This window comes from Micromonospora lacuserhaii (assembly GCF_036902735.1).
In the GTDB taxonomy this organism is placed as follows: domain Bacteria; phylum Actinomycetota; class Actinomycetes; order Mycobacteriales; family Micromonosporaceae; genus Micromonospora.
Genome location: NZ_JBAKHO010000048.1, coordinates 14723 through 41342 on the forward strand (window position 1 = coordinate 14723; position 26620 = coordinate 41342).

Here is a 26620-nt window from a genome sequence, read left to right on the forward strand (position 1 = left end):
GACGGAATGACGCACCACCGCCCAACCGACACCACCCGAGGCAGGTCTGATGGGTCATCTCCGCCGCGGCGGCGCGCTCGCCGTCGTACTCGGTCTGCTGCTGGCAGCGACGGCGTCCGCGCCGGCCGCCGCCGGGCCCGACGCCACCACCCGATACCGGAACCCGGTCTCCGCCGGGTTCGCCGACACCTTCGCCGACCCCGTCGTCGTCCGCGGCGACGACGGCTTCTGGTACGCCTACGGCACCACCGACCCGCTCCGTGAGGGCGAGAAGCAGTTCCACCGGGTGCCCACCGCCCGCTCGGCGGAGCTGGTCGACTGGACGTTCCTCGGTGACGCGTTCGGCCCCGACCAGCGCCCCGCCTACGCCGCCCCCGGCGCGGCCTTCTGGGCCCCCGACGTCCGCCGGGTCGGCGACCACTGGGTCATGTACGTGACCGTCACCGACACCACCGTCTCGCCCGAGGGCAGCGACTTCGCGATCGGCGCCGCCACCGCGCCCACCCCCGCCGGGCCCTGGACCTTCGCCGACCAGCCGGTCGTGGCCCCCCGCCCCGGTGGCGGCGGCGGCTGGCTCTGGACCATCGACCCGTCCCAGTTCACCGACGTCGACGGCACCAGGTACCTGTACTACGGCAGCTACTACGGCGGCATCTCGGTCACCGAGCTCTCCGCCGACGGGCTGCGCGCGGTCGGCACGCCCACCCTGGTCGCCATCGACAACAAGTTCGAGGGCAGCTACGTGCTGCGCCACGACGGCTGGTACTACCTCCTCGCCTCCACCGCGAACTGCTGCGCCGGCCCGGCCACCGGCTACTCCGTCCACGTCGGACGATCGAGCAGCCCGCGCGGGCCGTTCCTCGACCGGGACGGCGTGCCGCTCACCGCGTCGCGGGCCGGCGGCACCCCGGTGCTCACCCAGAACGGCAACCGCTGGATCGGCACCGGGCACAACGGCTTCCTCACCGACCTGTCCGGGCAGGACTGGATCGTCTACCACGCGATCGACCGGGCCGACCCGTACCTGGACGAGCCCTTCGGCATCAACGAGCGGCCGATGCTGATCGACCGGCTGGACTGGGTCGAGGGCTGGCCCACCGTCAACGCCGGCGCCGGGCCGTCCGAGGGCGCCCGCCCCGCGCCGGTCACCACCGCCCGCCTCGACGCCCGCTTCGACTCCGCCGCGCTCACCGGCTGGCGGGGAGACACCGGCGGCTGGCGGGTCACCGACGGCCGGCTCACCGGCACCGGCGCGCTCACCAGCCGTACGGTGACCGGCGGCGACGTCCGCGCGGAGGCCGACCTGCGGCTCACCGGCGCGACCTCGGCCGGGCTCACCCTGGACCGGGTCGACGTCCGGGTCGACGCCGCCGCCGGCCGGCTGGTGGCCCGGGAGCAGGGCGGCCGCAGCGCCAGCGCCCCGCTGCCGGCCGGGTTCACCCCCGCCGACCGGCACAACCTGGCCGTGGAGATCCGGGGACGGCAGCTCGTCGCCGAACTGAGCCCGGCGCGGCTCGGCGACCAGCTCGCCACGGTGTCGCTGCGGCTGGACCGGCCGGTGGTCGGCCGGCTCACCCTCGCCGCCACCGGTGGCGACGCCGAGTTCGACAACGTCAGCGTCGCCCGGCTGTACCGGCCGGTACGGCAGGCGACGGCCGGGCCCCGGGTCGGCGCGCTCCTGCCGGCGTACTCCGACGACTTCACCGACGGCCTCGACGCGGCCTGGCGGTGGGTCCGGGAGGACCCGGCGGCCGGCGTCTCGGGCGGCGCGCTGCGCTGGCCGGTGCAGGGCGCCGACCTGACCGGCACCGGCAACACCGCCGGAGTGCTGCTGCGCGACGCCCCGACCGGCGACTACGTGGTCGAGACGAAGGTGACCCTGGACCTGGGCGAGGAGACGGTCCGCAACTACCAGCAGGCCGGGCTGGTCGCGTACGTCGACGACGACCGGTTCGCCCGGCTGGCCCAGGTGGCCATCTGGAACACCCGCCAGGTCGAGTACGGCTACGAGCTGCCCTTCGCCGGTCAGCCCGTCTACGGCGGCAACATCGTCGGCCCCCCGGCCACCACCACCTGGCTGCGGCTGGCGCACCGGGTCGACCCGACCACCGGCGAGCACGAGTTCCGGGCCGGCTCCAGCCGGGACGGGAAGAGCTGGACGTGGGGCGGGGTGTGGACCTTCCCGGCCGACACCACCCCGCGGATCGGTCTGGTCGCGCACGGCGGCGCCCAGCCGCCGGTGACCGCGGAGTTCGACTACCTCCGCTTCTACCGCTGATCCACCCGGCCGCCACGTCGGGCGGCCACCCGCCGCCGCTCACCCCCAGGGGTGGGCGGCGGCGCGGCGTCAGGGTGCGGGGGTGCCGCCGAGCCGGCTCACGGTCCGGGTCTCGCCGTCGTAGCTGCGCGCCGCGACGAACTCCCCCGCCGGCCGGTCGCCACCCGCGACGGCCCGCGCCAACCGCCGGTCGTTGTCCCGGAACCGCAGCGCCAGGCTCAGATGCGGGATCCACCGTCCCGGCGCGTGCCACGGGTTCTGCCCGTCGGCGTCGGCGAGGACGTCCCAGACGGCGGCGTGCAGCGCGGTCAGCTCCGGTGTCGGCCGGACCAGCCAGACCAGCGGCGCGCTGCCGTCGAGCACCGCGACCCGGTCGAGGCGTACCGGCAGCGGCAGGGCCGCGTCGAGGAGGTCGGCGAGGCGTGCGGCCGCGCCCGGCGGGAACTCCTCGACCGAGGCCACCGTCAGGTGCGGCCGGTTGGTCGGGTGGGTGTTGCGGGCCAGGCTGGGCAGGCCGGCGGCGGCCAGCCGGTCCCAGGCGGCGCGGACGGTCCGCTCCAGCGACGGGGAGCAGAGCAGTTCGACCGTACGCACGACCGCCAGGCTAACCGCTCACAGCCAGCCCGCCGCCCGGGCGATCCGGACCGCCTCGGCCCGGTCGGCCGCCCCCATCTTCTGCACGCACGCCGTCAGGTGGTTGCGGACCGTACCGGCGGCCAGACCGGTACGCCGGGCGATCACCGCCACCGGGGTGCCGTACTCGGCCAGCCGCAGGGTCTCCAGCTCCCGCGGGGTGAGCGGACAGTCCGGCTGGGTCAGCGCGTCGGCGGCCAGCGTCGGGTCGACGTACCGGGCTCCGGCGTGGACCCGGCGGATCACGTCGGCGAGCGCCCCGCCCGGGGCGCCCTTGGCCAGGAAGCCGCGGGCACCGGCGGTCAGCGCCCGGCGCAGGTGGCCGGGGCGGCCGTGGCCGGTCAGGATCACCACCGCGCAGCCCGGCAGCGCCCGCCCCAACTCGGCGGCGAGCGCGATGCCGCCGGGCGGCGGCATCTCCAGGTCGACCACGGCGACGTGCGGGCGGTGGGCCCGCGCCGCGTCCAGCGCCGCCCGCCCGTCGCCGGCCTGGGCCACCACCTCCAGGTCCGGCTCCAGGGCCAGCAGCGCGGCGAGGGCCTGCCGGATCAACTCCTCGTCGTCGGCGAGCAGCACCCGGATCACGAGGCGACCGGCGCGGTCGCGGTGAGGGTGAAGACCTCACCGTCCCGACCGGCACGAACCGTGCCGCCGACCGCGCCCAGCCGCTCGGCCAGACCGCGCAGTCCGTGGCTGTGGGCGTCGGCGCCGGAGCCGTCGCCGGCCCCGTCGTTGCGGATCGTCATCGTGGCCACGCCACCCTCCCGGGTCATCTCGATCCGGCACCAGCCCGCCCGGCTGTGCCGCAGCACGTTCGTCCCCGCCTCCCGCAGCACCGCCGCCAGCTCCGTGGCGACGGGGGCGGGCAGCTCCTCGTCCAGCGGTACGACGGTGCACCGCACGCCGCACGAGCGGAGCACCTCGGCCAGCGCGGCGAGCTGCTCGGTCAGGTCGACCGCGCGGTAGCCGTGCACGGCTTCGCGGACCCGGTGCAGCGCGGACCCGGCGAGCCGTTGCGCCTCGGCCGCCGCACGGCCGGCTCCCACGGCGTCCACCGCCGCGAGTCGGGCCGCCAGCTCCGCCTTCAACGCGATCACGGTGAGGTCCTGTCCGAGCAGGTCGTGCACGTCCCGGGCGAAGCGCAGCCGCTCCTCGGCCGCGGCCAGCCGGGCCCGGGCCGCCTGCCCCTGCCGGGCCTCGACCAGCACGTCCCAGAACCACAGCTGCAACCGGTTCACCACCGCGATCGAGGCGCCGATCCCACCCGTGATGATCAGATGGCGGCCGACCTGGCCGCCGGCCCAGAAGGCCACCGCGCCGGAGGCGGCGACGGTCGTCGCGGCCGCGGCGAGCGCGGGCACCGGCCGGAGCAGCAGCGGGGCCATCCCGACCAGTGACGCGCCCAGCCAGGCCCAGGTCGGCCAGGTGCCGGCTGCCACCGGCCCGACCAGCGGCAGGCTCGCCACCGCGGCGACGCCGAGGCCGAGGTGGGACCGGTGCCGCCAGGCCGGGGCCAGCCAGGGCGTCACGGCCGCGTACGAGACGGCGGTCTGCGCGACGACGAAGGCGGCGATGCCGGCGGTGCCGCACACCACCAGGGCCGGGTCGGTCTCCCGGACCAGCCCGACACCGGGTAGCACGAGGCTGGTCCAGAGGCCGGCGACCAGGGACACCAGGGTCAGCTGCCGTGCCCGCCGCAGCCGCCGGTCCACCTCCGCCGCGCCGACCGTCATGTCCGCCGATCCTAGGGCCCGTGCCGCGACGGGCCACCCCTGCGGAATGTCACGGCACCGGCGTGGATTCCGCATGCCTCGATCGTGAGGATCGCACCTGTCCGGGCGCGCCGCCGGGCGGCAGGGTCGGGGCATGACTGAAACGCTCTCCGTACCCTCGTCCCCGCCGGCCTCCGCGGACCGCCCCGGGCGCCGGCTACTGCGGCACCTGGCCGAGATGACCGTGGCCATGCTGGTCGGGATGCTGCTGCTCGGGCCCCTCTGGCGGGTGGCCGGCGCGGCGCTGGGGCTCTCCGGCACGCTGGACCGCCCGGCGGTGGCCGCACTGGTGATGGCCACCGACATGTCGATCGGGATGGCGGCGTGGATGTGGCACCGCGGGCACGGGAACCGGGCGACCGCGGAGATGGTCGCCGCCATGTACGTCCCGTTCCTGGTGCTGCTGGCGCCCTACGCCGCCGGGCTGCTCGGCGGGGAGGCCCTGATGCTCGGCGGCCACCTGCTGATGGTCCCGGCGATGGTGCTGGTGGCGGTGCGGCACCGGCACCACCACCTGGTGCGGCCGGTCCGGCGCCCGGCGGTCGCCGCGGTCGTCCGCCGCTGGCCCACCGGGCTGGCCCTGCTGATGACGGTCGACAACTGGGTCGCCCCGGTGATCTTCCCGCCGTGGGCCCTGCTCGGGTTGCCCGCCGGCTACCTGCTGATCGGCACGCTGCGCCGACAGTGGCGTACCCCCGGGTTGTTGCGGACCCAGCTGGCCGGCCTGGCCGGCTGGTCCGCGCTGGCCGGCCTGGCCGCGGTCGCCGGCGACGGCCCGGGGCGCTGGCTGGTGGCGGCGGGCTGGCTCGGGCACGCCGGCTGGGACGTGGCCCACCACCGCCGGGGCACGGTGGTGCCGCGCGGATACGCCGAGTGGTGCGGGGTGCTGGACGTGGTCCTGGGCGTCACCACGGTGCTCGCCATCGTCGGGTGAGGGTGGCGTGGGCGACGGTTGTGCCGGTCGGCGGAGCGGGCCGGCACGGGTGATGAAAAGCTTTGGCCATGAGTTCCGCACCCGCACCGATCGAACCCACCACCCCCGGCGACCCCGACGAGGCGACCGCCTTCGCGGATCTCGGCCTGCGCGCCGAGCTGCTCGGGGCGCTGAGCGCGCTCGGCTACGAGGAGCCGACCCCGATCCAGCGCGAGGCGATCCCGCTGCTGCTGGCCGGCCGCGACCTGCTCGGCCAGGCGGCCACCGGCACCGGCAAGACGGCCGCGTTCGCGCTGCCGCTGCTGCAGCGGATGCCGGACGGCCGCCGCGGCGGTGACCCGGTGTCGCTGGTGCTGGTGCCCACCCGGGAGCTGGCCGTCCAGGTCTCCGAGGCGTTCCACCGCTACGGCAAGGACCTGGGCACCCGGGTGCTCCCGATCTACGGCGGCCAGCCGATCGGCCGGCAGCTGCGGGCGCTGGACATGGGTGTGGACGTGGTGGTGGCCACCCCGGGCCGGGCGCTGGACCACATCGCCCGGGGCACCCTGCGGCTGGGCGACGTGACCACGGTGGTGCTGGACGAGGCGGACGAGATGCTCGACATGGGCTTCGCCGAGGATATCGAGGCGATCCTGGAGCACGCCCCGGCGCAGCGGCAGACGGTGCTCTTCTCGGCGACCATGCCGTCCCGGATCGACGGGCTGGCCCGCAAGCACCTGACCGACCCGCAGCGCATCCAGATCGAGCGTGAGCGGGCGGTGGCCGGCGAGGCGCCCCGGGTGCGGCAGAGCGCCTACATCGTCGCCCGGGGGCACAAGCCGGCTGCCCTGGGCCGGGTGCTGGACGTGGAGTCGCCGACCGCGGCGATCGTCTTCTGCCGCAGCCGGGAGGAGGTGGACCGGCTCACCGAGACGATGAACGGCCGGGGCTACCGGGCGGAGGCCCTGCACGGCGGGATGAGCCAGGAGCAACGGGACCGCGTGATGGGCCGGCTCCGGTCGGGCACCGCCGACCTGCTGGTGGCCACCGACGTGGCGGCCCGCGGGCTGGACATCGAGCAGCTCACCCACGTGGTGAACTACGACGTGCCGTCGGCGCCGGAGTCGTACGTGCACCGGATCGGCCGGGTCGGTCGGGCCGGTCGGGAGGGCGTGGCGATCACCCTCGCCGAGCCGCGCGAGCACCGGATGCTCAAGACCATCGAGCGGGTCACCGGGCAGCGGATCGCCATCGACAAGATCCCCACGTTGGCGGACATGCGGACCCGCCGGCTGGAGCTGACCCAGGCGGCGCTGCGGGAGAGCCTGCTGGAGGACGACCTCGACCCGTACCGGGTGATCGTGGAGTCGTTGACCGACGAGTTCGACATCATCGAGGTCGCCCTCGCCGCGGTGAAGCTGGCCCACGAGGCGACCTCGCCGGGCGGCGACGACGAGCAGGAGATCCCGCAGGTCGCGGTCCGCCCGCAGCGGGAGACCCGGCCCGGGTACGAGGGCCGCGGCGGTGAGCGTCGTGGCGGCGGGGCCCGGCCGCGTACGGGTGGCAACACCACGCAGGTGTTCATCGGGCTGGGCCGGCGCGCTGGCGTCCGCCCGCAGGACCTGGTGGGGGCGATCACCGGGGAGACTGGCCTGAACGGGCGGGACATCGGCTCGATCGAGATCGCGGACCGGTTCTCCCTGGTGGAGGTGCCGGTCGGGGTGGCCGACGAGGTGATCGAGGGGCTGCGCGGCAGCACGATCAAGGGCCGCCGGACGACGGTGCGCCGGGACCGCGGCGGCGAGGGCCGCTGACCCAGCGCTCAGGACGGCCCGCGCACCCCACCGGGTGCGCGGGCCGTCGCGCGTCTCAGAGGGGGTACGGCCCGAAGCGACCCCAGGCGACGATCGCGGCCAGGATCAGCAGCACGACGGTCACCGCGACCGCCGGGGTCTCCTTCGCCCGGGCGTGCACCACGATCGCGCCGATCATCACGATCACCAGCCCGACGGCGGCGAGCGGGGTGAGCACGGTGGCGATGCCGGTCAGGCCGGGCAGGATCAGCCCGAGCGCGGCCAGCAGCTCGGCCGCGCCGAGCGCCTTCACCTGGGTGAGCGGCACGTCGCGCACCCAGGCCATCCGGTCGAGGAGCTTCTCCTTGGGCTGGGTCAGCTTGGTCAGCCCCGCGCCGGCGAAGACCGCCGCGAGCAGGATCTGCAGGATCCACAGGAACAGGTTCATGGCGTTGTCGCCTCCGAGGGGGTGCCGCCGGGGCGGCCGTTTACTTGACGTTTCAAGTACACGCTACGGGCAGGTTATTTGAAGCGTCAAGTAACGGTTAGGCTGGACGTCATGGAGTCGACCCGCTGGCTGAGCGAGGACGAGCAGGAGACCTGGCTGCGCACCCTCGCCGTACTGACCCTGCTTCCGGCCGCACTCGACACCCAGTTGCAGCGCGACGCCGACCTCACCCACTTCGGCTACGGCGTGCTGGCGATGCTCTCCGAGACCCCCGGTCGATCCCGCCGGATGAGCGAGCTGGCCGCGCTGGTCAACGGCTCGCAGTCCCGGCTGTCCCACCTGGTGGGGCGGCTGGAGGGGCGCGGCTGGGTCCGCCGCGAGCGGGCCGGCGACGACGGCCGGGGATCCGTCGCCGTGCTGACCGACGCCGGCCACGCCCATCTGGTGGCGTCCGCGCCCGGCCACGTGGCGCAGGTCCGCGCGCTCGTGTTCGACGCGCTCACCGCCGAGCAGGTCGCGCAGCTCGGAGAGATCACCGGCGCATTGCTGGCCCGACTCCCCCTGCCCGGGGGCTGCCCGGACCGCGCCGAACCGCGCTGACGGTCGCGGCACGGCGGTCCCCCAGGTACGCCGAGGCCCCCGGTCTTCTCGACCGGGGGCCTCGACGCGTCGGGATCAGGCCGCGCTGAGCGCCTGGCCGCCGAGCGTCTCCGCGTCGACGTCGGCCGGGCGCAGCGCCAGGGCGAGCACGTCGGCGACGTCGGCCAGGGTGTGCACGGTCAGCGCCTCCCGAACCTCGGCCGGCAGGTCGTCCAGGTCCGGCTCGTTGCGGGCCGGGATGATCACCTCGGTCAGGCCGGCCCGGTGGGCGGCGAGCAGCTTCTGCTTCACCCCGCCGATCGGCAGCACCCGACCCGACAGGGTCACCTCACCGGTCATCCCGAACTCGGGACGGACCGGCCGGCCGGTCACCAGGGACGCCAGCGCGGTGACCATGGTGATACCGGCGCTGGGGCCGTCCTTGGGCACCGCGCCCGCCGGGAAGTGGACGTGGATCCGCCGCCCGGCGAGGGCGTTCGGGTCGATGCCGAACCGTCGCCCGTTGGACCGCAGGTACGACAGCGCGATGTGCGCCGACTCCTTCATCACGTCGCCGAGCTGCCCGGTCAGGGTCAGTCCCGGCTCGCCCTCCATGCTGGTGGCCTCGATGAAGAGCACGTCGCCGCCGGCGCCGGTGACCGCCAGTCCGGTGGCCACGCCGGGCACCGCCGTCCGCTCCGCCGACTCCGGGGTGAACTTCGGCCGGCCCAGGTAGCGGGCCAGGTTACCGGTGTCCACCCGGACCGGCGCGGGGTCGGACGCCAGGGCGACCGCGACCTTGCGCAGGATCTTGGCCAGCCCGCGCTCCAACTGCCGGACGCCGGCCTCCCGGGTGTACTCGCCGGCGATCCGGGCGAGCGCCTCGTCGGCGATCGTCACCTCGTCGGCGGTCAGCCCGGCCCGCTCCCGCTGCCGGGGCAGCAGGTGGTCCCGGGCGATGGCGACCTTCTCGTCCTCGGTGTAGCCGTCGAGGGCGACCAGCTCCATCCGGTCCAGCAGCGGGCCGGGGATGGACTCCACCACGTTGGCGGTGGCCAGGAAGAGCACGTCGGACAGGTCGAGGTCGACCTCCAGGTAGTGGTCCCGGAAGGTGTGGTTCTGCGCCGGGTCGAGGACCTCGAGCAGCGCCGCGGCCGGGTCGCCGGCGTACCCGGCGGCCAGCTTGTCGACCTCGTCGAGGAGCACGACCGGGTTCATCGAGCCGGCCTCGCGCAGGGCGCGGACGATCCGGCCGGGCAGCGCGCCGACGTAGGTACGCCGGTGGCCGCGGATCTCCGCCTCGTCCCGGACGCCGCCGAGGGAGACCCGCACGAAGTTGCGGCCCAGCGCCCGGGCGATCGACTCGCCGAGGCTGGTCTTGCCGACGCCGGGCGGGCCGGCGAGGGCGAGCACCGCGCCGGAGCCGCGACCGCCGACCACGCCGAGGTTGCGCTCGGCGCGCCGGTTGCGCACCGCGAGGTACTCCAGGATGCGGTCCTTCACGTCGGCCAGGCCGGCGTGGTCGGCGTCCAGCACCGCGCGGGCCGCGCCGAGGTCGGTATTGTCCTCGGTACGCGTGCTCCACGGCATTTCCAGGACGGTGTCGAGCCAGGTACGGATCCAGCCCGCCTCCGGGGAGGCGTCGCTGGCCCGCTCCAGCTTGCCGACCTCGCGCAGCGCCGCCTCGCGCACCGTGTCGGGCAGCTCGGCGGCCTCGACCCGGGCCCGGTAGTCGGCGGAGCCGTCCGGCTCGTCCTCGCCGAGTTCCTTGCGGATCGCGGCGAGCTGCTGGCGGAGCAGGAACTCCCGCTGGGACTTCTCCAGCCCCTCGCGGACGTCGCTGTTGATCTGCTCGGTGACCTCCTGCTCGGCCAGGTGGTCCTTCACCCAGCCGACCAGCAGCTCCAGCCGGGCGGTGACGTCCGGCGCGGCGAGCAGTTCGGTCTTCTGCGCCAGGCTGAGCCAGGGCGCGTAGCCGGCCGCGTCGGCCAGCTCGGAGAGGTCGGTCATCCGCTCCATGGCGTCGATGACCTGCCACGCGCCGCGCTGCTGGAGGACCGAGGTCATCAGCGCGCGGTACTCGCGGCCGAGTTCCCGGGCCCGGCCGGCCGGGGCGGGCTCGTCGAGTGCGGTCGCCTCGACCCAGAGGGCGGCGCCGGGTCCGGGGACGCCGGAGCCGATCCGGGCCCGGGACAGGCCACGGACGACGGCGGCGGGCTCCCCGTCGGGCAGCCGGCCCACCTTCTCGATGGTGGCGATCACGCCGACGGGGCCGTACTCGCCGTCGAGGCGGGGCACGGCGAGAAGCTTCTTGTCGCCGGTGGCGCGCGCGGCGTCGACCGCGGCCTGGGTGGTCGGGTCGAGAGTCACCGGGATGACCATGCCGGGCAGCAGGACGGCGTCGGTCAGCGGAAGTACCGGAAGAGTTGCCATCGAACACCTGCTATCGCGTTGGGTTGAGCGTGTCTCACTCAAGTCACAAAGCGTGCCCCTTGTTCCGAGCTGTGACCCAGGACACGCCCGACCCATCCGAGGTGGGGCCGCCGCCAGCGCGGACAGCGATTGGCCGACCACGGTTTTCCCATCATTGGGCGCGACGCGCCAAATGAAAGCGACGCATATTGTTGCGGAATAACGGGCGGATAGGTCAAACTCTTAGCCACACCCCGCCCGACACAGGGAGTAATGGCGATGGCAAGGAAAGTAATCACCGTTCTGACCGACGACCTCGACGGCGGAAAGGCCGATCGGACCGTCGAGTTCAGCCTGGACGGGGCGGCATACACGATCGATCTCTCCGACGAGAACGTCGGCGTCCTCCGCAAGGCGCTGGACCCGTACATCAACGCTGGCCGCCGGATGGGTCGCGGCGCGGTGGAGACCGCCCGTCCGGCCCGTCGTCCCGGCCGCCCGGCCGTCTCGGGAATGGACCGCGAGCAGAACCGGGCCATCCGGGAATGGGCCACCAAGAACGGCTACGAGATTTCCGAGCGCGGGCGCATCCCGGTCTCCGTCGTGGAGGCGTGGAAGAACCGCTGACCGCGTCGGGCGGGTCACGATCCGGCAGGCCGGGGTCACGCTGGGAAATCAGCGCCGGCCCCGGCGCTTTTCGTACCGCTCACAATTTTCACCCGTCCGCGCGCCGGCGAAGACGACGGCCGGATGGCTCACTCCCCCGTCGTACCGTCGATGAGCTGACGGGCCACGTCGAGCTGCCCGATGTGCCGGGCGTACTCCTGGAACAGGTGGAACAGGATCCGCCCGAGCGACGGCGCGTGCGTGGCCGAGGAGAAGCGGCCACCGAGCCGGGCCGCCTGGGTCAGCGGGACGCCCTCGATGATCCGTCGGGTCTGCGCCACCTCGGCCCGGTACGCCTGCCACACCTCTTCCGCCGACCGCCCGTCGATCCGCCACTCGGCGTCCTCGTCGCCGGGCGGGCACGGCGCGACCGGCTCCGCGGCGAAGCCCCACCGGATCCAGCGCCGCTCCACCCAGCCGAGATGCTGCACCAGACCCAGTGGCGACCAGTCCAGGCCGGCCACCGGGACCCGTAGCGCCGCCTCGTCGAGGCCGGTGGTCTTGCGTGCCAGGGCGTCGCGATACCAGTCCAGATATCCGACGAGCAGTTCCCGCGGGTCGTCGACCCGGTTGTGGGGACCGTCGAGGAGGACCGGGAAACGGTGGTTCGACATGCCCCGACCGTACGCGGGACGGCAGCCCTTTCACCGGATCCGGGGACCCGACGCCGGGCCCGGGAGACCGTGGCGTCGGTGCGTACGGCCGTGGGCCGCCCGGGTCCTCCCCGAGCGGCCCACGGCCGTCACGTGCGCCTGCTCAGTTGACCTCGATGCGCACCGCGTCGAAGGCGGGAGTCTGGTTCGCCCGCTCCATCATCGGGATCCGGTGCGAGCCGTCACCGGCCCAGACCGCGCACTGCGCGAGGCCCGACTGCGGCAGACCGGGGATCTGGATCGTCACCTGGTCGGCCTGCCCACCACCGCCACCGTCCTCGGTCGCGACGAAGAACGCCGGCACGTCCTGCGGGTTCGACGGCGCCTCCTCGGTGGTCTGCAGCATCCGGCACGCGGTGTGGAAGTGGCCCCGGACCAGCCCCTGGTCGTTCAGCAGCGAGCTCTCCACGTAGTAGCCGCCCTGACCGGCGGCGAGGAACCGGTCGCGGATCAGGTTCCGGGTGGAGACCCGCAGCGTGAATGCCTGGTTGCGCTGCACCTGGTTCGGGAACTGGGTGATCAGCAGGGACGGGTTGTTGGCGGCGGCACCGACCTCACCGAAAGCGGTGCTGACACACCGGTTGCCATTCTGGAAACCGTCGTGCGGCTGGAGCTTGCTGTTGCCGCAGTCCTTGGCGAGCACCCCGAGGGCGTTGCCGTTGTTGTTCCCGCCGGCGTTGTTGCCGCCATTCTGGCCGCCATTGTCCTGGCCACCGTTCTGCTGACCGCCGTCCTGCTGGCCGCCGTTCTGGCCGCCGTCCTGCTGACCGCCGTTCTGCTGGCCGCCGTTCTGGCCGCCGTTGTTGTTGGCGGCGAGGCTGCACTGCGCCAGCTGGTCCAGGCCCTGGGGCCGCTGGGCCACCCGGTCGATCGCGGTGGCGATCCGGTTCAGGGTCGCGCGCCGCTTGTCCGCCAGCGGACGCAGGATCGCGTTGTTGATGAAGTCCTGCCCGTTGCGGCCCTCCGCGGCGAGCCTGCGGTTGGCCTCATCGATCTGCTTCTGCAGCAGGGCGAGGTTCCGGTCCACCTCGGCACGGGCCTGATCCGGCACCTGCGGAAGCTTGCTGACCACGTCCGGGCAGTTCACCGCCGAGCCGAGGGTGTTCACCGGGGCGTTGCCCGACTTGACCGCCTGGCACTCGGCGACCGACATCTGGCCGTCGCCCCAGTGGTTGCGGACCCACCGACCGTTCTGCCACGTCCGGGTCGTGCTGCCCCGGCCGCTCGGCGACGTGGCGCCCGGGCTCGGTGCCACACAGGCCGAGGCGACGCTACGGGTCCTCGTCGAATTCTCGTGGGCCGACGAGATCTGGGTCACGGCGGCGATTCCACCGAAGACCGCGAGCGCGCCGACCGCCGCCAGCAGTCGCTTGCTCCGCGCGTTACCGGATGACCGGCGCGCCCGTGTGGACCTGCGCATCGAATTGCTCTCCTTCTCGATCCGGTACCAGGTGTGATTCCGGCGGGTCGACGGAATTCGGGGTGGACGACCCGTCGGGATCACTGCGACGTTCCGGTCGCACGTCGATGGCCGACGATGCCCTTTCCGCACCGTCCGCCGCGTCGGGTGGCGCGGCTGGAAGATCCTGCCCATTCCCGCTTAGGTACGGAGCGCCGCGGGCGATGGTTCAAAGCGGATCGGGAGATTCAGCCGCGGGTTCGGCTCCAGGCCCGGAAAGGACCGACGGTGACGGCGCGGCGACGGCCGGTGCCCGTCCGCGGACCGGTCGGCCTCAGTCGACGCAGAGGTGGTCGAACGCGAACCCGCCGGCGAGTTCGTCGCGCCGGTCGCGCAGGGCGCGGATCTCCCGGCGGAGCGCGTCCCGTTCCACCAGCACCGGCTCCTCGGACTCCGGCAGGCGCAGCCGGTCGCCCACGGCCACCGCGGCGAGGTCCTCGGCCAACCGGGCCGGGTCCACCCCGCACCGGAAGCGCTGCTCGCGGACGGTCACCCGCTCGACCAGGCACTGACCGGGGCGCACCTCGACCCAGCTCCAGCCCTCGGCGGCGCCGTCCGACCAGCGGACGTGCAGCCCGCGCACGATCGGGTCGCTCAGCCGCCGGGACACGTACGCCTCGACCGCGGCGGCCCGGGACAGCGCGCCGAGGTCGTTGACGTGGCCGGTCCGCCCGTCCGGCAACCGGCCGACGATGTCGCGGAAGTCCACCGGGGCGTCGTCCGGGTCGGCCGCCGGCTCGGGTGCCGCGGCGGCGTAGGAGCGCGCGTCGATGACGTACTCGACGATCCGCCGGCCGTGTGCGGCGGGCCGCAGGAGCGGCGACTCGATCCGCAGCACCGGCAGGCCGACCGCGGCGCAGACGGCGTCCCGGCTCCGCTCGGCACGCTGCCCCGGGGAGCCGGCCGGGTACGCCGGGCCGATCGCCGTCGCGAACAGCGGCGGTCCGCCGTCGGCCGGACGGACGACGAGGTCGAACTGGGTACGCACGGCGGCACCCCACTGGTTGCCGGTGATCCCCTCGGGGCGGCGCGGCACCAGGTCACCGAGGCGTCCGCCGGCGTGCACCGCCTGGCCGGCGCGGACGAACAGCGGCGCTCCCCCGGCCGGGCCCGACCGCGGTCGGGCCGCGTCGTCGCTGCTGGTACGCGTCATCGTCGGGTCAGGTCCATCCGTGCGTCGGTCGGTCGACCGAGTCTAGGACCACGATGACGGCCGCCGCCTCACCGGTGCGGCCGGGCCGGCGGCAACGGTCGCCGGGTGCGCGGTCCGGCCGTTTTCTCTAGGCTCACGGGGTGCTGCACAACGGACCGGATCCGGAGCTGTTCACCAAGCGGAGCCTCGTGACGGTCTCGCACGCCATCGAGCGGGCGGCGCTGGCCACCGCCGAGGACGGACCGCTGGTGGTCATCGCGCTGTTCCAGCGGATGCCGTACTTCCTTCGGGAGCGGGCCCGCTACGAGCGGATCGCCGCGGGCGCCGCGGTGACCGTGGTCGGCCTGGTCGGCGAGGCGCCGCCGGAGCTGCCCGCCGGCACGTACGGGGTGGCGCTGGACGACGACGAGGAGCTGGCCCGGGAGTGGAGCGTGGTGGCGCTGACGCCCCGCTTCGGTGCGGCCCTGGTGGCCCGGGACCGGCGCGAGGTCGAGGTCGCCGCCACCCTGGAGGCGGGTCGGCTCTTCGACGGCCGCTGGGGGTTCCGCCGGGACGAGGCCCTGCACGAGGCGATCCGGCTGCGGACGATGCTCGCCGACCGCCTCCCGGCCGCCGCGCTGAGCGCGATCGACCAGGTGCTGGTCCGGGTGCGGGATCTGCCGTCCACCCCCGGTGAGAGCCGTGCGGAGGCGGCCCTGCGGTTGATGGCCGACCGGGCCGAGCGCGCCCACCGGACGGCCGCGCCCTCCGGGGGCGCCGACCCCGAGGCACCACAGGCGTTGGTGGACGAGCCGGCGCTGCGCCGGTGGACCGGGATGGACGGGACGACCGCCTCCGGCACCCTGCCGGTGGCGCTGGTCGGGGTACGGGTGACCGAGCCGGCCGGCACGCCGGAGCGCTTCGGCCGGCGTAGCGCGGCCCGCGAGGCGCAGGCGGTGCTCGCCGCGATCACCGCGCCGCTGCGTACGGTCGACCGGGCGGTACGCCTCGCCCCGGACGAGTATCTGCTGGTGCTGCCCGCGCTGACCGAGGAACAGGCGCTCGCCGTGGCCGGCCAGGTGCACGCCTCCGTCGCCGGCCTGGCCCGGTCGTACCCCTTCGTGGCGTTCGCGGTGCACGCGGCCGTGACGGTGACCGACCGGCGGCCACTGCCGGTGGCCGACGTCCGGCACGCGGTGGAGTGGGCGGCGCGGGAGGGCGTGCCGGTGGCCACGGTCGCCCGGGAGGCCGCCACGGCGACCGCCGGCCCACACTGAGCGGGACGGGGCGGGCGCCGGTTCAGGCGGCGCCCATGACCAGGCCCTCGATGGTGTGCTTCTGCCGGATCGGCACCAGCTCGTCGACGACCGGGCAGTGCAGGTGCGCCCGGGCCAGCTCGGGCAGCCGCTCCCAATAGGCCCGGGTGACGGCCAGGTCGTGCCGCTCGGCGTTTCCCGCGCCGGGCGCGTCCACGCCGAGCACCAGGACCGGCCGGGCCTGCGCGGACACGTTCGGGGTGCCGCGGTGGACGGTCAGCGCGGACCGGGCCGAGATGTCGCCGCGCCGCGGGTACTTGCGGACGGCCCGCTGCTCGTAGCGGTGGTAGCGCTCCTTCGGCGGGAACATCTCGTGGTCGAAGTCCGTGCCGTCGTCCCACTGGGTGCCCGGGGCGATCTCGAAGGGGCCCATCTCCTCGACGGTGTCGACCGTGGTCAGGTTGAACGCCAGCGAGGTCAGCCGGCGCTGCCGCCGGGTCTCCTCCGGCATCGGGAAGTCCCGGTGCCAGGGCTGCATGGCGGCGCCGGGGAACGGGATGTCGAAGCCCAGCTCGACGATCTCGTAGTCCGGGCCGAGCACCGCCCCGCAGACGGCCGCCACCCAGGGGTGGGTCACCAGGTCGGGGAAGCCGCGCAGCTGCTCGGGGTGGATCTCCACGTACCAGCGTTCCGGTCCGCGCCCGACGGCGCCGTCCGGCCGGGACCGCGCCTCGCGGAAGGCGGCGTCGACGTCCTCGGCGGCCCGGTCGACCCAGTCGACGGCGAAGGCGCCCCGGCAGGCGGTGATGCCGTCCCGGTAGAGGTCGCCGAGCGCCTCCACCGGGGTCTCGGCGGGATCGACGGTGGTGGTGTGGGCGCTCATCGGTTCTCCCTCGCACGACGGACGCCCCGAGTATTACAACGTTGTACACGGCGGGCAAGAGATGCCGCTCAACGCCAGACGACCACACCCGGCCATTGTGGGTCCCGGCGGCGGGACCGCCACCGGACGCACGATCATGGGGGTGGACCCGGCCGCCGTCCGGGCTCCGGAATGGGGGTACGCCGTGCGCGTCGTGTCGCTGGTGCCGTCGCTGACCGAGGCGGTCGCGGTGACCGTGCCGGAGGTGCTGGTCGGGGCGACCGACTGGTGCACCCACCCGGCCGGGCTGGACGTCGCCCGGGTCGGCGGCAGCAAGTACCCGGACCTGGCACGGGTACTGGCCCTGCGGCCGGACCTGGTGCTGCTCAACGTCGAGGAGAACCGACGCGAGGACGCCGATGCGCTGGCCGCCGCCGGGGTCCCGGTCCGGGTCACCTATCCGCGCACCGTACCGGAGGCGCTCGGCGAACTGGCCGACCTGCTCGGTGCGCTCGGCGTCACCGGCGAACCCGACTGGCTGCGCACCGCCCGTCGGGCCTGGGACACCATGGTGACGCCGCCCGTGCGCCGCCGGGCCGTGGTGCCGGTCTGGCGCCGGCCCTGGGTGGTGCTGGGCGCCGACACCTTCGCCGGCGACGTGCTGCGCCGGCTCGGGATCGACAACGTCTACGCCGACGACCCGGAGCGCTACCCCCGCCCCCACCTCGAGGCGCTGCGCGCCCGGCGGCCCGACCTGATGGTGCTGCCGGACGAGCCGTACGCCTTCACCGCCGACGACGGCCCGGAGGCCTTCCCCGGCACGCCCTGCGCGCTGGTCTCCGGCCGCCACCTCACCTGGTACGGCCCGTCACTGGCCGAGGCGCCCGCGCTGCTGGCCGGGCAGCTCGCCCGACCGGTGACCCGTCCCGCCTGAGGGGGCGAACGACCCGCCTCCACCGGGCCCTTCGCGCCTGTTGCCCGCCGCAGGGAGCGGGTGGACTGCGAGGAAGGACGAGAGGAGCGGGTGATGGAGACCAACCGACTGATCGTGGTGGGTGTGGACGGCTCCGACGGCGGCCGGCGGGCGCTGGACTGGGCGGTCGACGAGGCGGCGGCTCGGGGCGGCACGGTGCAGGCCGTCGTCGCCTGGCGCTGGGACCGGATCGAGTTCGGCCCGCAGGACGCGGTCGCACCGGTGGACGAACGGGACCGCGCGACCAGCGTGCTCGACGACGAACTGCGGGGCCTGCTCGCCCGCAAGGGCCCCGGCCGGACGGTGGCGGGCGAGGTCGTCGAGGGGCCACCGGCGGAGGTGCTCACCGCGGCCGCCCGGACCGCCGACCTGCTGGTGCTGGGCAGTCACGGGCACAACCGGCTGCGGCACACCGTGCTCGGCTCGGTGAGCGAGGAGTGCGTCCGCCGGGCGTCCTGCCCGGTGGTGGTGATTCCGGTGCCGGCGCCGGCCGCCCGGGTGTCCAGCGAGCCCGCCCTGCGAGCCTGACCCCAACCGTCCGGCACGGCGGCCGCCCCCTGATCGGGACGGCCGCCTCTCGCATGTCCCCAGCGGCCCGCGGCGCGGTCGGCGCGGTCGACCTCCCGGCGCGCGACCGGCCCCGTCCCTTCCGGACGGGGCCGTCGGCGGGTGGTGCTCAGGCGACCGGGGTGACCTGCCCGGGCTCCAGCTCCACCAGGGTGGTGTCGTCGACGTCGTAGCCGATCGTGCTGGTCACCCGGACGACGCCGCTGACCTGCCCGGCCAACCGGACCGCCAGCTCGACCGCGGTGCGTCGGTCCAGCCGGCCGGCCAGGACGACGTCGCCGTCGCGGACCTGCACGGTGACCAGGCCGTCCCGCACGGCGAGCACCCGACGCAGCACCTCCTGCACCACGTCCTCGCGGATCTCCGCGTCGCTGCGCAGGTGGACCCGGAGCAGGTCGCTGCGGGTGACGATGCCGACCAGCCGGCCGAGGTCGTCGAGGACCGGCAGCCGCTTGACCGCCTCGCGGTCCATCAGCCGGGCCGCGGCCGGCAGCGGCGACTCCGGGTACGTGGTGACCGCGGGGGCGGTCATCAGCTCCTTCGCCACCAGCGCGTCGGCCTTCTCCCGGGCCGCCCGGCGCCGCCGGCCCTCGAAGACCCGCCGCTCGTCGGGGTGACCGGCGCGCTCCACCTTGTGCAGCAGGTCCGCCTCGGACACCACGCCGAGCACCCGGCGGAACCCGTCCACCACCGGCACGGCGCTGACGCCCCGCCGGATCAGCACGTCCACGATCTGCCGGTACGGGGTCTCCTCCCCCACCGTCGCGACGTCCCTGGTCATCACGTCGCCCACCTGCCACGTCCTCATCACGACCTCCTCGGCGGATCTTCACGCTCGACGCTATGGCGGCCCGCCCGCGCAGGTCAGAGGCGGTGGTCCGGCTTCCGGCGGCCGACCGGACCGTTCCGGGCCGGGCCGAAGGTCCCGCTGGGACGCCCCCGGGAGGGGTCTTAGGTCCCGGCCCGGGACGGCCCGGTCGGCCCTGCCCGACGACCGCTGTCGGGAGTGGAATGAAGTTGCCACCGAGAAGCGCGGTGCCAGGCAGAGAAGGGACGTGGAGATCATGACCGCGACAATTGAGCGGAACGCCACCGCCAACACCATCGCTCCGGCGGCCGAGACCCCCCGCGAGCGCGCCACCCGGTACATCTGGGCCGGCACCCGGATCGCGCTGGGCTGGATCTTCCTCTGGGCCTTCCTGGACAAGGCCTTCGGCCTCGGCCACGAGACCGAGTCGAAGAACGCCTGGATCAACGGCGGCAGCCCCACCAAGGGCTTCCTGACCTTCGGCGCGGCCGGCCCGTTCAAGGGCATCTACAACGACATCGCCGGCGCGACCTGGGCCGACTGGCTGTTCATGATCGGTCTGGCCGGCATCGGCGTGGCCCTGCTGCTCGGCATCGGGATGCGGCTCGCGGCCGCCGCCGGTGGCCTGCTGCTGGTGCTCATGTGGACCGCCGTCCTGCCTCCCGAGAACAACCTCTTCATGGACGACCACCTGATCTACGCCGCGGTGCTGACCGGTCTCGCCCTCGTCGGCGCCGGCAACACCCTCGGCCTCGGTCGGGCCTGGGCGAACCTCCCCATCGTCCGGAAGTTCGGCTGGCTCAAGTGACGGCACCGATCGGAGGGGCGCCACCGGCAGGTGGCGCCCCTCCGGCGTGTCCCCGCCCCGTGCGGGGACTGCCGGGTATCGGCCCGTCGCTATCGGGCAGGATCGACGGTGACCGGACGATCGAGCCAGAACGGCAGGAGATCAGCAGATGAACATGCCCCAGGCAGGCAAGCCCGAGATCGGCCCGATCGAGGGCGCTCCCCCGGCCGACCTCGTCATCGAGGACATCACCGTCGGCGACGGCCCGGAGGCCAAGCCGGGCCAGCTCGCGAGCGTGCACTACGTCGGGGTGTCCCACTCCACCGGCCGTGAGTTCGACGCGTCGTGGAACCGGGGCGAGAGCTTCGAGTTCCCGCTCGGCGGCGGCCAGGTCATCGCCGGCTGGGACCAGGGCGTCGTGGGCATGAAGGTCGGCGGTCGTCGCCGGCTGACCATCCCGCCGCACCTGGGGTACGGCGCCCGCGGCGCCGGCGGCGTCATCAAGCCGAACGAGACGCTGGTCTTCGTCGTCGACCTGCTCGGCGTCCGCTGACCGATGGCGGGGCCGCCGGCGGTGCCAGCGGCCCCGCGCCACGGCCGGCCGGCAGGCAGGGGCTGTGCGGCGATCGCCCGCGCGGCAGGGTCAGGAGCAGGCAACCGCCAGCGCCATCGGCGCACCGGCGAGGCACGGCATCCGCTGGACCGGGGCCCCGGGCGCGAGGGACGGCGACGGCACCGATGACGCCTCGGGCCCGCCGGGCACGCGTTTCCGGACGGGGATGACCCGGTGCAGGCCGGTGGCCCGCAGCACCCGGGCGACCATCGGACCGGGGTCGACGACGACCAGCTCGCCACCCCGCGCCCGGACCCGCAGATGCGCGGCGACCAGCGCGCGCACCCCGGCGGCGGAGAACAGCCGGACGCCGGCGAGGTCGACCCGGAGCACCGGCCGGGCCGGCGCGGCCCAGAGCGCGGCGCGGAAGGCGCCGACCGTGGCGATGTCGATCTCGCCGACCGCCCGCACCTCGACCGCGTCGTCAGCCACGCTGAGCTGCACGTGGAAGCGGTCACCGCACTGTCCCATGCCGACGAATCTACTCGTCGCCACCGACATTTCCGTCCTGTCGAGGGCCGGTTCCGGGTACGTCCAGGGTCACCCCCGAGCAGACCCGGGGTGGTCCTCGGGGTCGACCCGCGCGACACGCGGTGGGGGGCGACGCGACCGGGATCGGCGGGTGACAATGAGCGGATGGTCGTACCCCGCCAGCGCCCGCCCCGCCTGATCCGTCCGGTCAAGGAGGCGGCCACCGTCCCGCCGCCGCTGGAGGGCGTCTGGGCCCCCGACGACCACCGCCTCGACCGGGCCGAGGTGCTGCCGCTGCCGCCCGGCGCCCACGGGCCCGAGGACGTGCTGATCGACCCGGACGGCCGGGTGGTCAGCGGCGACGAGGACGGCCGGCTCTGGTGGTGGCCGGCCGACGCGCCCGCCGGCACACATCCCCAACTGCTCGCCGAGACCGGCGGCCGGCCGCTCGGCATCGAGCTCGACCCGCGCGACGGCAGCCTGCTGGTCTGCGACGCGTACCGGGGGCTGCTCCGGGTCACCCCCGACGGGGCGGTACGGGAGCTGACCGGCACCGCCCCGCCGGTGCACCTCGCCGACAACGCCACCGTGGCCCGGGACGGCACCGTCTACTTCACCGACTCCTCCGACCGCTTCCCGCTGTCGCACTGGAAGCACGACCTGCTCGAACACCGGCCCAACGGGCGGGTGCTGGCCTACGACCCGGGCAGCGCGCGCACCGAGGTGGTGGCCGACGGGCTCTACTTCCCGAACGGGATCGCGCTGACCCCGGACGAGTCGGCGCTGATGCTGGTCGAGACGAGCACCCACCGGCTGCTCCGGGTGGAGCTGCCGAGCGGGAAGGCCACCGTGCTCACCGACCTGCCGGCGTACCCGGACAACCTCACCGCGGTCGGCGACGGGACGTACTGGATCGCCCTGCCCAGCCCGCGGCTGCCGGTGGTCGAGCGGCTGCTGCCGCACCCGAGGTTGCGCCAGCTGGTGGCGCTGCTGCCCGACGCGGTCCGCCCACAGCCGCAGAAGTACGGGCTGGTCGCCCTGGTCGACGGCGAGGGGCGGGTGCTGCGGACGCTGCACGGCCCCGGCGGGGCGTACTGGATGATCACCGGCGTGCGGCAGCACGGCGAGCGGCTCTGGCTGGGCAGCCTGATCGGCACCGGGATCGCCCGGGTCGACCTGACCTGAGCCGGACACGACCGCGACCGGCCCGCCCGACGGCGGACCGGTCGTACCGGCCGTTCCTCCCCTGTCTCAGCCGCCGGTAACCGACGGCGCCGGCACCGGCGACCCCCCGGCCACCGCGCCCGGGTTCACCGGGCTGGTGGTGGGCGCGGGCCTCAGGCCCGGCGGCACGGGCAGCGCGCTGCCCTTGACGAACTCGTCCCAGCTGACGTTCCAGGCGGTCCAGCCGTTGCCCTCGTCCAACTGCACCTCGGTGCCCTTGACGGTGACCAGGTCACCGACCTTGGTGATGCCCATCAGCCAGTCCGCCGCCGTCGCCGACACGTTGGTACAGCCGTGCGAGACGTTGGCGTTGCCCTGATCCCCTTCCGACCACGGCGCGGCGTGGATGAACTCGCCGCCCCAGGTGAGCCGCTGGGCATCCTCCACGTCGACCACGTAGCCGCCGTTCGGGTCACCCCGGGTGTCGAACGTGGTGTAGTCGTGCTTCTCCATGATCACCATCTTGCCGCTGGAGGTCGGGGTGCTCGACTTGCCGAGACTCACCGGGATCTTGCGAAGCAGCTTGCCGTCCTGGTAGACCGACATCTGCTTGGTGGCGTTGTCTATGTCGAGCGAGACCTGCCGGCCGATCTTCGAGGCAGCGGCGTGGTCGGCGTCTCCGATGGCGTCCTTGCCGATCGGCAGCCCCTCCAGAGCGCTCCGCACGCTGATCTTCGTGCCGGCCTTCCAGAAGTCGGGCGCCCGGTATTCGACCTGCTTGCCGTCCCCCATCCACGACCAGGCGCCCGGCTGCGGCGGGTCGGTCTTCACGAACAATCGCCGCTGAACGGCCGCCCGGGCCTCCTTCGGAATTGGCGGATCGAATGCTACGGTCACCGGCATCGCGGTGCCGTACGTCTGTTTTTCGTCGAAATACAACGTGCTCTTTATCGCCTGTCTGGTGGATTTGGGCGATGTGGTGAAGGTCGTCCGCCCGACGGTGGTCCGCCCCTTGTTGCCGACGGCGGTCACCTCCGCGGAGTAGGTCCGTCCGTTCTCCAGCGGTTTGGCCGGCACCCAGCTGGTGCCGTCCTCCCGGGGCTCCCCGGCGACCTGTTTCCCCTTGTCGTCGGTGAGCTTCACACTGCTGATCCGGCCGCCCGACACGCTGGTGCCCACCTCCGCGCTCACCGGTACGTCCTTCGTCCGGTCGGCGGGAGTCACCGCCAGCGTGGGGGCGGGCGCGGCCCGCGCGTGCCCCGAACCGGTGCCCGGCTTCCCCTCGGCGGTGCACCCACCGATGATCAACGGTGTGGCTGCGATGGTTACCGCCAATAGCGTCAATCGCCGCCTCACGTCCATATTCAGCCCCCCGTTTTCTGTCCCTTGGCCACATTCTGTACGGCGCTTCTCGGGGCGTGGCGCACTTTCGCGGGAAATGCTCGGAAACCGTCGGGCCTTTGGTCAGTGCTGTGCTGCCGAGGGCGGCCACGGGGTGGACGTCCCCGATCGGCGGGCCTGGTACGGGCCGTACCCGCGCGACCGGTCAGTCCCAGTCCGGGTCGCCGTGGTTGCGGTCCCAGCGACCACCGACCGGCGGGGTGTCCAGGCGGACGGCCCCCTCGGCGTTGCCGGCGAAGTCGTTCTCCTCCACCCGGCAGTCCACGCAGCTGCCCCGGTCGGTGATCCAGAGCCCGTGGGTCTGGGTGCGATCGTCGTGGTTGTCCCAGATCCGGTTGCCGCGCACCGTCGCGGAGTCGAAGGGGGCATTGATCACGAGCCCGGCCCGGCAGTCCGGCACGGGCGGCAACTCGTAGCGGGTACCCGGCAGCGGAGTGTCCCCGCTCCAGGCGCTGAACGCGTCGGGGCGCACCGGCGCGAGGGTCAGCTCGGTGGCCGTGTTGGCCGCCACCACGGCGACCCGCTGGCCGACCCGCAGCACCTTGCCTCGGTGGCCGTCCGCGGGCCAGTTCGCCGACCGGTCCACCAGCGCCTTGTCGCTGTACCGGACCGTCGCGCCGCCCCCGGTGGCGGCGTCGCCGCACTGCCGGCCGTTGTTGCGGATCCGGTTGTTGAGCACCACGGCGTCGGTCATCGGCCGGTCGATCCGGATGCCGTCGAGCCCGTTGCCCCAGAACTCGTTGCTCTCGATCACGATGTCCAGCGCCGGGTCCTGGTAGCCGCGGCCCAGGTTGTGCTCGTGGTAGCCGTACCGGCCGTTGCCGCTGATCCGGTTGCCGCGCACGGTGTACGGGCCGGGGGTGTTGCCCATGCTGACGCCGTCGGCGATGTTGCCGTCGATCACGCAGTCGGTCAGCAGGCCGCCGCGCCCGGCCACCGCCGAGGTGCCGTTGGCCGACACGTCGAAGCCGGCCTCCAGGTTGCCGGTCATCGTGCAGCCGGAGACGATCAGGCCGTCGGCGCCCCAGTCGGAGATGCCGAACCGGTTGCCCTGGCTGTGACAGCCGATGATCCGGTATCCGCGCGGCGGGAGCCAGTTCTTCTTCTGCAGCTCCAGGAAGATGCCGTTGGTGCCGTTGGCCAGCGCGGTGCAGTTGGCGATGACCAGCCGCTCGACCGGCCCCCAGCCGCCGATGCCGACGCCGATCCCCGCGCCGCCCATCTCCTCGCCGTTGTCCAGCCGGCCGCAGCCGACCACCACCACGCCGTCGATGACGCTGTCCTGCAGGAAGTCGCAGCCCAGCCCGGAGGCGGCGGTGTGGTGGATGTACAGGTTGCGGAAGACGCCCCGCACCACGTACTGCAGCCCGAGCCCCTTGGCCAGGTAGTTGTACTCGGCCATCGCCACCCCGGAGCCGTCGATCTCGAAGTCGGCGAAGGTGCAGTCGGCGATGTGCCGGTCCCGGTCCGCGCCGTGCTGAAGCGTGGTCCAGAAGGCCAGCGGGGTGGGGTCGGACCGGTTGCCCTCGTTGCTGAGCAGGAACCGGGTCGCGGCGGGGCCGGCGCCGATCAGCGACACCCCGCTGCGCCAGACGGTGCCGGCGTCACGGATGGAGTAGATCCCGGGCGGGCACCAGATCACCCGCGCGCGCCCGTCGGCGGCGTACCCGTCGCCGAGCCGGTCGACCAGGGCGGCCAGCGCCGGCTGGTCGTTGGTCACCCCGTCGCCGGTGAGGCCGTACTCGTGGGCGTCGCACCAGAGTGGCGCGCCGGCCACGGGCGGCCGGTGGTACCGCACGGCGGCGGGCAGGGCCTGGTAGGGCACGGAGTGCTCCTCTCGGCGGTCCGGTGGTGCCCCCGCCGGGTTCCCGGCCCATCGACCGGAAAACGCCGCCTCCCCGCCCCCCGCGCTGGTCCTGCCAGACCGGCGAAGAGGACATCCGCGCCGGAGCCGGCCACCCCGGCACGGGGTGGCCGGCTCCGTACGGCTCAGACGTTCGCCACCAGCAGCGCCGGCTGCTCCACGCAGTCGGCCACGTGCCGCAGGAAACCGCCGGCCACCCCGCCGTCGCAGACCCGGTGGTCGAAGGTGAGGCTGAGTTGGGTCACCTTGCGGACGGCGAGCTGCCCGTCGAGCACCCACGGCTTGTCCACGATCCGGCCGACGCCGAGCAGCGCCGCCTCCGGGTGGTTGATGATCGGGGTGGAACCGTCCACTCCGAACACCCCGTAGTTGTTGAGGGTGAACGTGCCTCCGGTCAGCCGGCCCGGCGGCAGGGTGCCGGCCCGGGCCGCGGCGGTGGTCTCCGCCAGCGCGGCGGCCAGCTCCCGGGTGGTGAGCCGCTGGGCGTCGCGCAGCACCGGCACCAGCAGGCCCCGGTCGGTCTGCGCGGCGATGCCCAGGTGCACCCCGGCCGACTGGACGATCCGCTGCCCCTCGGTGTCGACCCGGGCGTTGAGCTGCGGGAACCGGCGCAGCCCGCTGAGGCAGATCCGGGCCAGCAGGGCCAGGATGCTGACCGGCTGGTCCGGGGTGGCCGCGTTGATCGCCGCCCGGGTCTCCAGCAGGCCGGTGGCGTCGACGTCCACCCAGATGGTCACCTCGGGGATCTCCCGCCGGCTGCGGGAGAGCTTGTCGGCGATCACCTTGCGGATGCCGGTGAGCGGGATGATCACGTCCTGGTCGCCGACCGGGGCGAGTCCCGCGTGCGCCGCCGGGGCCGACTCGTCCGGCACCGCGGCGAGCCGGGTGGCCGGGGCGTCCGGGGCGGACTCGACGTCCGCCCGACGGATCACCCCGCCGGGGCCGGTGCCGCGCAGCGCGGACAGGTCCACGCCGCGTTCCCTGGCCAGCCGGCGGACGATCGGCGAGATGACCAGCGGGGCCGTCCCGCCGGCGGTGGCCGCGCCGTCCGCGCCCGGGACGCCGGTCGCGGCCGGCTGCGCCGAGGCGTCGGCCGGGGGGCCGGCCACGGTGGGC

At 74.2% G+C, this 26620-nt stretch carries 26 protein-coding genes; 12 read left to right on the top strand and 14 right to left on the bottom strand.

Translation table 11 applies throughout. The features are described 5' to 3' along the window. The first annotated feature begins 49 nt into the window (after window positions 1-49). Window positions 50-2278, top strand: a complete 2229-nt coding sequence (locus V6U81_RS23465; RefSeq protein ID WP_334492178.1) for a glycoside hydrolase family 43 protein — start codon at window positions 50-52, stop codon at window positions 2276-2278. 69 nt (window positions 2279-2347) lie between these two features. Here the strand turns inward: V6U81_RS23465 and V6U81_RS23470 are convergent, their stop codons facing one another. The 3 genes from V6U81_RS23470 to V6U81_RS23480 are packed head-to-tail and all read right to left on the bottom strand — an operon-like array spanning window position 2348 to window position 4644. Further along, window positions 2348-2872, bottom strand: coding sequence for a 2'-5' RNA ligase family protein (locus V6U81_RS23470; RefSeq protein WP_334492180.1), 525 nt, complete (start codon window positions 2870-2872; stop codon window positions 2348-2350). Window positions 2873-2890: 18 nt separating this feature from the next. Next, window positions 2891-3496, bottom strand: a complete 606-nt coding sequence (locus tag V6U81_RS23475) for a response regulator transcription factor (protein WP_334492182.1) — start codon at window positions 3494-3496, stop codon at window positions 2891-2893. Further along, entirely contained in the window at window positions 3493-4644 is a 1152-nt protein-coding gene (locus V6U81_RS23480) for a sensor histidine kinase (RefSeq protein WP_334492185.1), read from the bottom strand. The genes V6U81_RS23475 and V6U81_RS23480 overlap by 4 nt, the downstream gene beginning before the upstream one ends. A gap of 133 nt (window positions 4645-4777) precedes the next feature. Between V6U81_RS23480 and V6U81_RS23485 the strand changes: the two genes are divergently transcribed. Together V6U81_RS23485 and V6U81_RS23490 are read left to right on the top strand one after the other, a co-directional pair. Then, on the top strand, window positions 4778-5617 hold the full coding sequence (locus V6U81_RS23485; protein ID WP_334492187.1) for a hypothetical protein: 840 nt from the start codon (window positions 4778-4780) through the stop codon (window positions 5615-5617). 68 nt (window positions 5618-5685) lie between these two features. After that, window positions 5686-7410: a DEAD/DEAH box helicase gene (locus tag V6U81_RS23490; RefSeq protein WP_334492189.1), complete on the top strand. Its 1725-nt coding sequence runs from the start codon at window positions 5686-5688 to the stop codon at window positions 7408-7410. Window positions 7411-7465: 55 nt separating this feature from the next. Here the strand turns inward: V6U81_RS23490 and V6U81_RS23495 are convergent, their stop codons facing one another. Continuing rightward, window positions 7466-7837: a DoxX family protein gene (locus tag V6U81_RS23495; RefSeq protein ID WP_334492191.1), complete on the bottom strand. Its 372-nt coding sequence runs from the start codon at window positions 7835-7837 to the stop codon at window positions 7466-7468. A 111-nt stretch (window positions 7838-7948) separates the two neighbouring features. On the opposite strand from V6U81_RS23495, the gene V6U81_RS23500 reads away from it, so the two are divergent. Beyond that, window positions 7949-8437 (top strand): MarR family winged helix-turn-helix transcriptional regulator, encoded by a 489-nt coding sequence (locus V6U81_RS23500; protein WP_334492193.1) that lies wholly within the window; start codon window positions 7949-7951, stop codon window positions 8435-8437. Window positions 8438-8512: 75 nt separating this feature from the next. Here V6U81_RS23500 and lon read toward each other — a convergent pair whose 3' ends face one another. Further along, window positions 8513-10849 (bottom strand): endopeptidase La, encoded by a 2337-nt coding sequence (gene lon, locus V6U81_RS23505; protein ID WP_334492195.1) that lies wholly within the window; start codon window positions 10847-10849, stop codon window positions 8513-8515. 258 nt (window positions 10850-11107) lie between these two features. Between lon and V6U81_RS23510 the strand changes: the two genes are divergently transcribed. After that, complete coding sequence (locus tag V6U81_RS23510) at window positions 11108-11455, top strand: histone-like nucleoid-structuring protein Lsr2 (RefSeq protein ID WP_334492196.1); 348 nt, start codon at window positions 11108-11110, stop codon at window positions 11453-11455. A gap of 128 nt (window positions 11456-11583) precedes the next feature. Here V6U81_RS23510 and V6U81_RS23515 read toward each other — a convergent pair whose 3' ends face one another. Both V6U81_RS23515 and V6U81_RS23520 read right to left on the bottom strand, forming a co-directional pair. After that, window positions 11584-12108, bottom strand: a complete 525-nt coding sequence (locus V6U81_RS23515) for a DinB family protein (protein ID WP_334492199.1) — start codon at window positions 12106-12108, stop codon at window positions 11584-11586. Between the two features lie 142 nt (window positions 12109-12250). Next, a complete protein-coding gene (locus tag V6U81_RS23520; RefSeq protein ID WP_334492201.1) occupies window positions 12251-13300 on the bottom strand; it encodes a hypothetical protein in 1050 nt (349 codons plus the stop codon). Window positions 13301-13355: 55 nt separating this feature from the next. On the opposite strand from V6U81_RS23520, the gene V6U81_RS23525 reads away from it, so the two are divergent. Continuing rightward, complete coding sequence (locus V6U81_RS23525) at window positions 13356-13604, top strand: hypothetical protein (protein WP_334492203.1); 249 nt, start codon at window positions 13356-13358, stop codon at window positions 13602-13604. Window positions 13605-13880: 276 nt separating this feature from the next. Here V6U81_RS23525 and V6U81_RS23530 read toward each other — a convergent pair whose 3' ends face one another. After that, on the bottom strand, window positions 13881-14759 hold the full coding sequence (locus V6U81_RS23530; protein WP_334492205.1) for a hypothetical protein: 879 nt from the start codon (window positions 14757-14759) through the stop codon (window positions 13881-13883). 140 nt (window positions 14760-14899) lie between these two features. Here V6U81_RS23530 and V6U81_RS23535 point away from each other — a divergent pair, with 140 nt between their 5' ends. After that, window positions 14900-16015, top strand: a complete 1116-nt coding sequence (locus tag V6U81_RS23535; RefSeq protein ID WP_334492208.1) for a DICT sensory domain-containing protein — start codon at window positions 14900-14902, stop codon at window positions 16013-16015. Window positions 16016-16037: 22 nt separating this feature from the next. On the opposite strand, the gene V6U81_RS23540 is transcribed toward V6U81_RS23535, so the two are convergent. Further along, window positions 16038-16877 (bottom strand): phytanoyl-CoA dioxygenase family protein, encoded by an 840-nt coding sequence (locus V6U81_RS23540; protein ID WP_334492210.1) that lies wholly within the window; start codon window positions 16875-16877, stop codon window positions 16038-16040. 184 nt (window positions 16878-17061) lie between these two features. Here V6U81_RS23540 and V6U81_RS23545 point away from each other — a divergent pair, with 184 nt between their 5' ends. Both V6U81_RS23545 and V6U81_RS23550 read left to right on the top strand, forming a co-directional pair. Beyond that, on the top strand, window positions 17062-17790 hold the full coding sequence (locus tag V6U81_RS23545) for a helical backbone metal receptor (protein ID WP_334492226.1): 729 nt from the start codon (window positions 17062-17064) through the stop codon (window positions 17788-17790). 93 nt (window positions 17791-17883) lie between these two features. Beyond that, entirely contained in the window at window positions 17884-18357 is a 474-nt protein-coding gene (locus V6U81_RS23550; protein ID WP_334492212.1) for a universal stress protein, read from the top strand. A 148-nt stretch (window positions 18358-18505) separates the two neighbouring features. Here V6U81_RS23550 and V6U81_RS23555 read toward each other — a convergent pair whose 3' ends face one another. Then, on the bottom strand, window positions 18506-19204 hold the full coding sequence (locus tag V6U81_RS23555) for a CBS domain-containing protein (RefSeq protein ID WP_334492214.1): 699 nt from the start codon (window positions 19202-19204) through the stop codon (window positions 18506-18508). A gap of 247 nt (window positions 19205-19451) precedes the next feature. Between V6U81_RS23555 and V6U81_RS23560 the strand changes: the two genes are divergently transcribed. Together V6U81_RS23560 and V6U81_RS23565 are read left to right on the top strand one after the other, a co-directional pair. After that, window positions 19452-20012 (top strand): hypothetical protein, encoded by a 561-nt coding sequence (locus V6U81_RS23560; protein ID WP_420884067.1) that lies wholly within the window; start codon window positions 19452-19454, stop codon window positions 20010-20012. Between the two features lie 154 nt (window positions 20013-20166). Continuing rightward, window positions 20167-20544: an FKBP-type peptidyl-prolyl cis-trans isomerase gene (locus V6U81_RS23565; RefSeq protein WP_334492228.1), complete on the top strand. Its 378-nt coding sequence runs from the start codon at window positions 20167-20169 to the stop codon at window positions 20542-20544. A 90-nt stretch (window positions 20545-20634) separates the two neighbouring features. On the opposite strand, the gene V6U81_RS23570 is transcribed toward V6U81_RS23565, so the two are convergent. Continuing rightward, window positions 20635-21075: an STAS domain-containing protein gene (locus V6U81_RS23570; RefSeq protein ID WP_334492231.1), complete on the bottom strand. Its 441-nt coding sequence runs from the start codon at window positions 21073-21075 to the stop codon at window positions 20635-20637. Between the two features lie 165 nt (window positions 21076-21240). Between V6U81_RS23570 and V6U81_RS23575 the strand changes: the two genes are divergently transcribed. Then, a complete protein-coding gene (locus V6U81_RS23575; protein ID WP_334492218.1) occupies window positions 21241-22260 on the top strand; it encodes an SMP-30/gluconolactonase/LRE family protein in 1020 nt (339 codons plus the stop codon). A 66-nt stretch (window positions 22261-22326) separates the two neighbouring features. Here V6U81_RS23575 and V6U81_RS23580 read toward each other — a convergent pair whose 3' ends face one another. From V6U81_RS23580 to V6U81_RS23590, 3 genes are all read right to left on the bottom strand, one after another. Beyond that, on the bottom strand, window positions 22327-23601 hold the full coding sequence (locus V6U81_RS23580; protein WP_334492220.1) for a L,D-transpeptidase: 1275 nt from the start codon (window positions 23599-23601) through the stop codon (window positions 22327-22329). Between the two features lie 184 nt (window positions 23602-23785). Beyond that, entirely contained in the window at window positions 23786-25465 is a 1680-nt protein-coding gene (locus tag V6U81_RS23585; RefSeq protein WP_334492222.1) for a right-handed parallel beta-helix repeat-containing protein, read from the bottom strand. Between the two features lie 164 nt (window positions 25466-25629). Then, on the bottom strand, window positions 25630-26620 hold a 991-nt coding region (locus tag V6U81_RS23590; RefSeq protein ID WP_334492224.1), incomplete at its 5' end, for a dihydrolipoamide acetyltransferase family protein.

What these genes read in the sequence shown, in the direction of transcription:
- V6U81_RS23465 (WP_334492178.1), top strand. Translation starts at nt 50, where the DNA reads ATGGGTCATCTCCGCCGCGGCGGCGCGCTCGCCGTCGTACTCGGTCTG.
- V6U81_RS23480 (WP_334492185.1), bottom strand. Translation starts at nt 4,644, where the DNA reads ATGACGGTCGGCGCGGCGGAGGTGGACCGGCGGCTGCGGCGGGCACGG.
- V6U81_RS23555 (WP_334492214.1), bottom strand. Translation starts at nt 19,204, where the DNA reads ATGAGGACGTGGCAGGTGGGCGACGTGATGACCAGGGACGTCGCGACG.
- V6U81_RS23550 (WP_334492212.1), top strand. Translation starts at nt 17,884, where the DNA reads ATGGAGACCAACCGACTGATCGTGGTGGGTGTGGACGGCTCCGACGGC.
- V6U81_RS23520 (WP_334492201.1), bottom strand. Translation starts at nt 13,300, where the DNA reads ATGTCGGTCGCCGAGTGCCAGGCGGTCAAGTCGGGCAACGCCCCGGTG.
- V6U81_RS23580 (WP_334492220.1), bottom strand. Translation starts at nt 23,601, where the DNA reads ATGGACGTGAGGCGGCGATTGACGCTATTGGCGGTAACCATCGCAGCC.
- V6U81_RS23530 (WP_334492205.1), bottom strand. Translation starts at nt 14,759, where the DNA reads ATGACGCGTACCAGCAGCGACGACGCGGCCCGACCGCGGTCGGGCCCG.
- V6U81_RS23570 (WP_334492231.1), bottom strand. Translation starts at nt 21,075, where the DNA reads ATGGGACAGTGCGGTGACCGCTTCCACGTGCAGCTCAGCGTGGCTGAC.
- V6U81_RS23485 (WP_334492187.1), top strand. Translation starts at nt 4,778, where the DNA reads ATGACTGAAACGCTCTCCGTACCCTCGTCCCCGCCGGCCTCCGCGGAC.
- V6U81_RS23575 (WP_334492218.1), top strand. Translation starts at nt 21,241, where the DNA reads ATGGTCGTACCCCGCCAGCGCCCGCCCCGCCTGATCCGTCCGGTCAAG.
- V6U81_RS23490 (WP_334492189.1), top strand. Translation starts at nt 5,686, where the DNA reads ATGAGTTCCGCACCCGCACCGATCGAACCCACCACCCCCGGCGACCCC.
- V6U81_RS23510 (WP_334492196.1), top strand. Translation starts at nt 11,108, where the DNA reads ATGGCAAGGAAAGTAATCACCGTTCTGACCGACGACCTCGACGGCGGA.
- lon (WP_334492195.1), bottom strand. Translation starts at nt 10,849, where the DNA reads ATGGCAACTCTTCCGGTACTTCCGCTGACCGACGCCGTCCTGCTGCCC.
- V6U81_RS23495 (WP_334492191.1), bottom strand. Translation starts at nt 7,837, where the DNA reads ATGAACCTGTTCCTGTGGATCCTGCAGATCCTGCTCGCGGCGGTCTTC.
- V6U81_RS23500 (WP_334492193.1), top strand. Translation starts at nt 7,949, where the DNA reads ATGGAGTCGACCCGCTGGCTGAGCGAGGACGAGCAGGAGACCTGGCTG.
- V6U81_RS23565 (WP_334492228.1), top strand. Translation starts at nt 20,167, where the DNA reads ATGCCCCAGGCAGGCAAGCCCGAGATCGGCCCGATCGAGGGCGCTCCC.
- V6U81_RS23515 (WP_334492199.1), bottom strand. Translation starts at nt 12,108, where the DNA reads ATGTCGAACCACCGTTTCCCGGTCCTCCTCGACGGTCCCCACAACCGG.
- V6U81_RS23540 (WP_334492210.1), bottom strand. Translation starts at nt 16,877, where the DNA reads ATGAGCGCCCACACCACCACCGTCGATCCCGCCGAGACCCCGGTGGAG.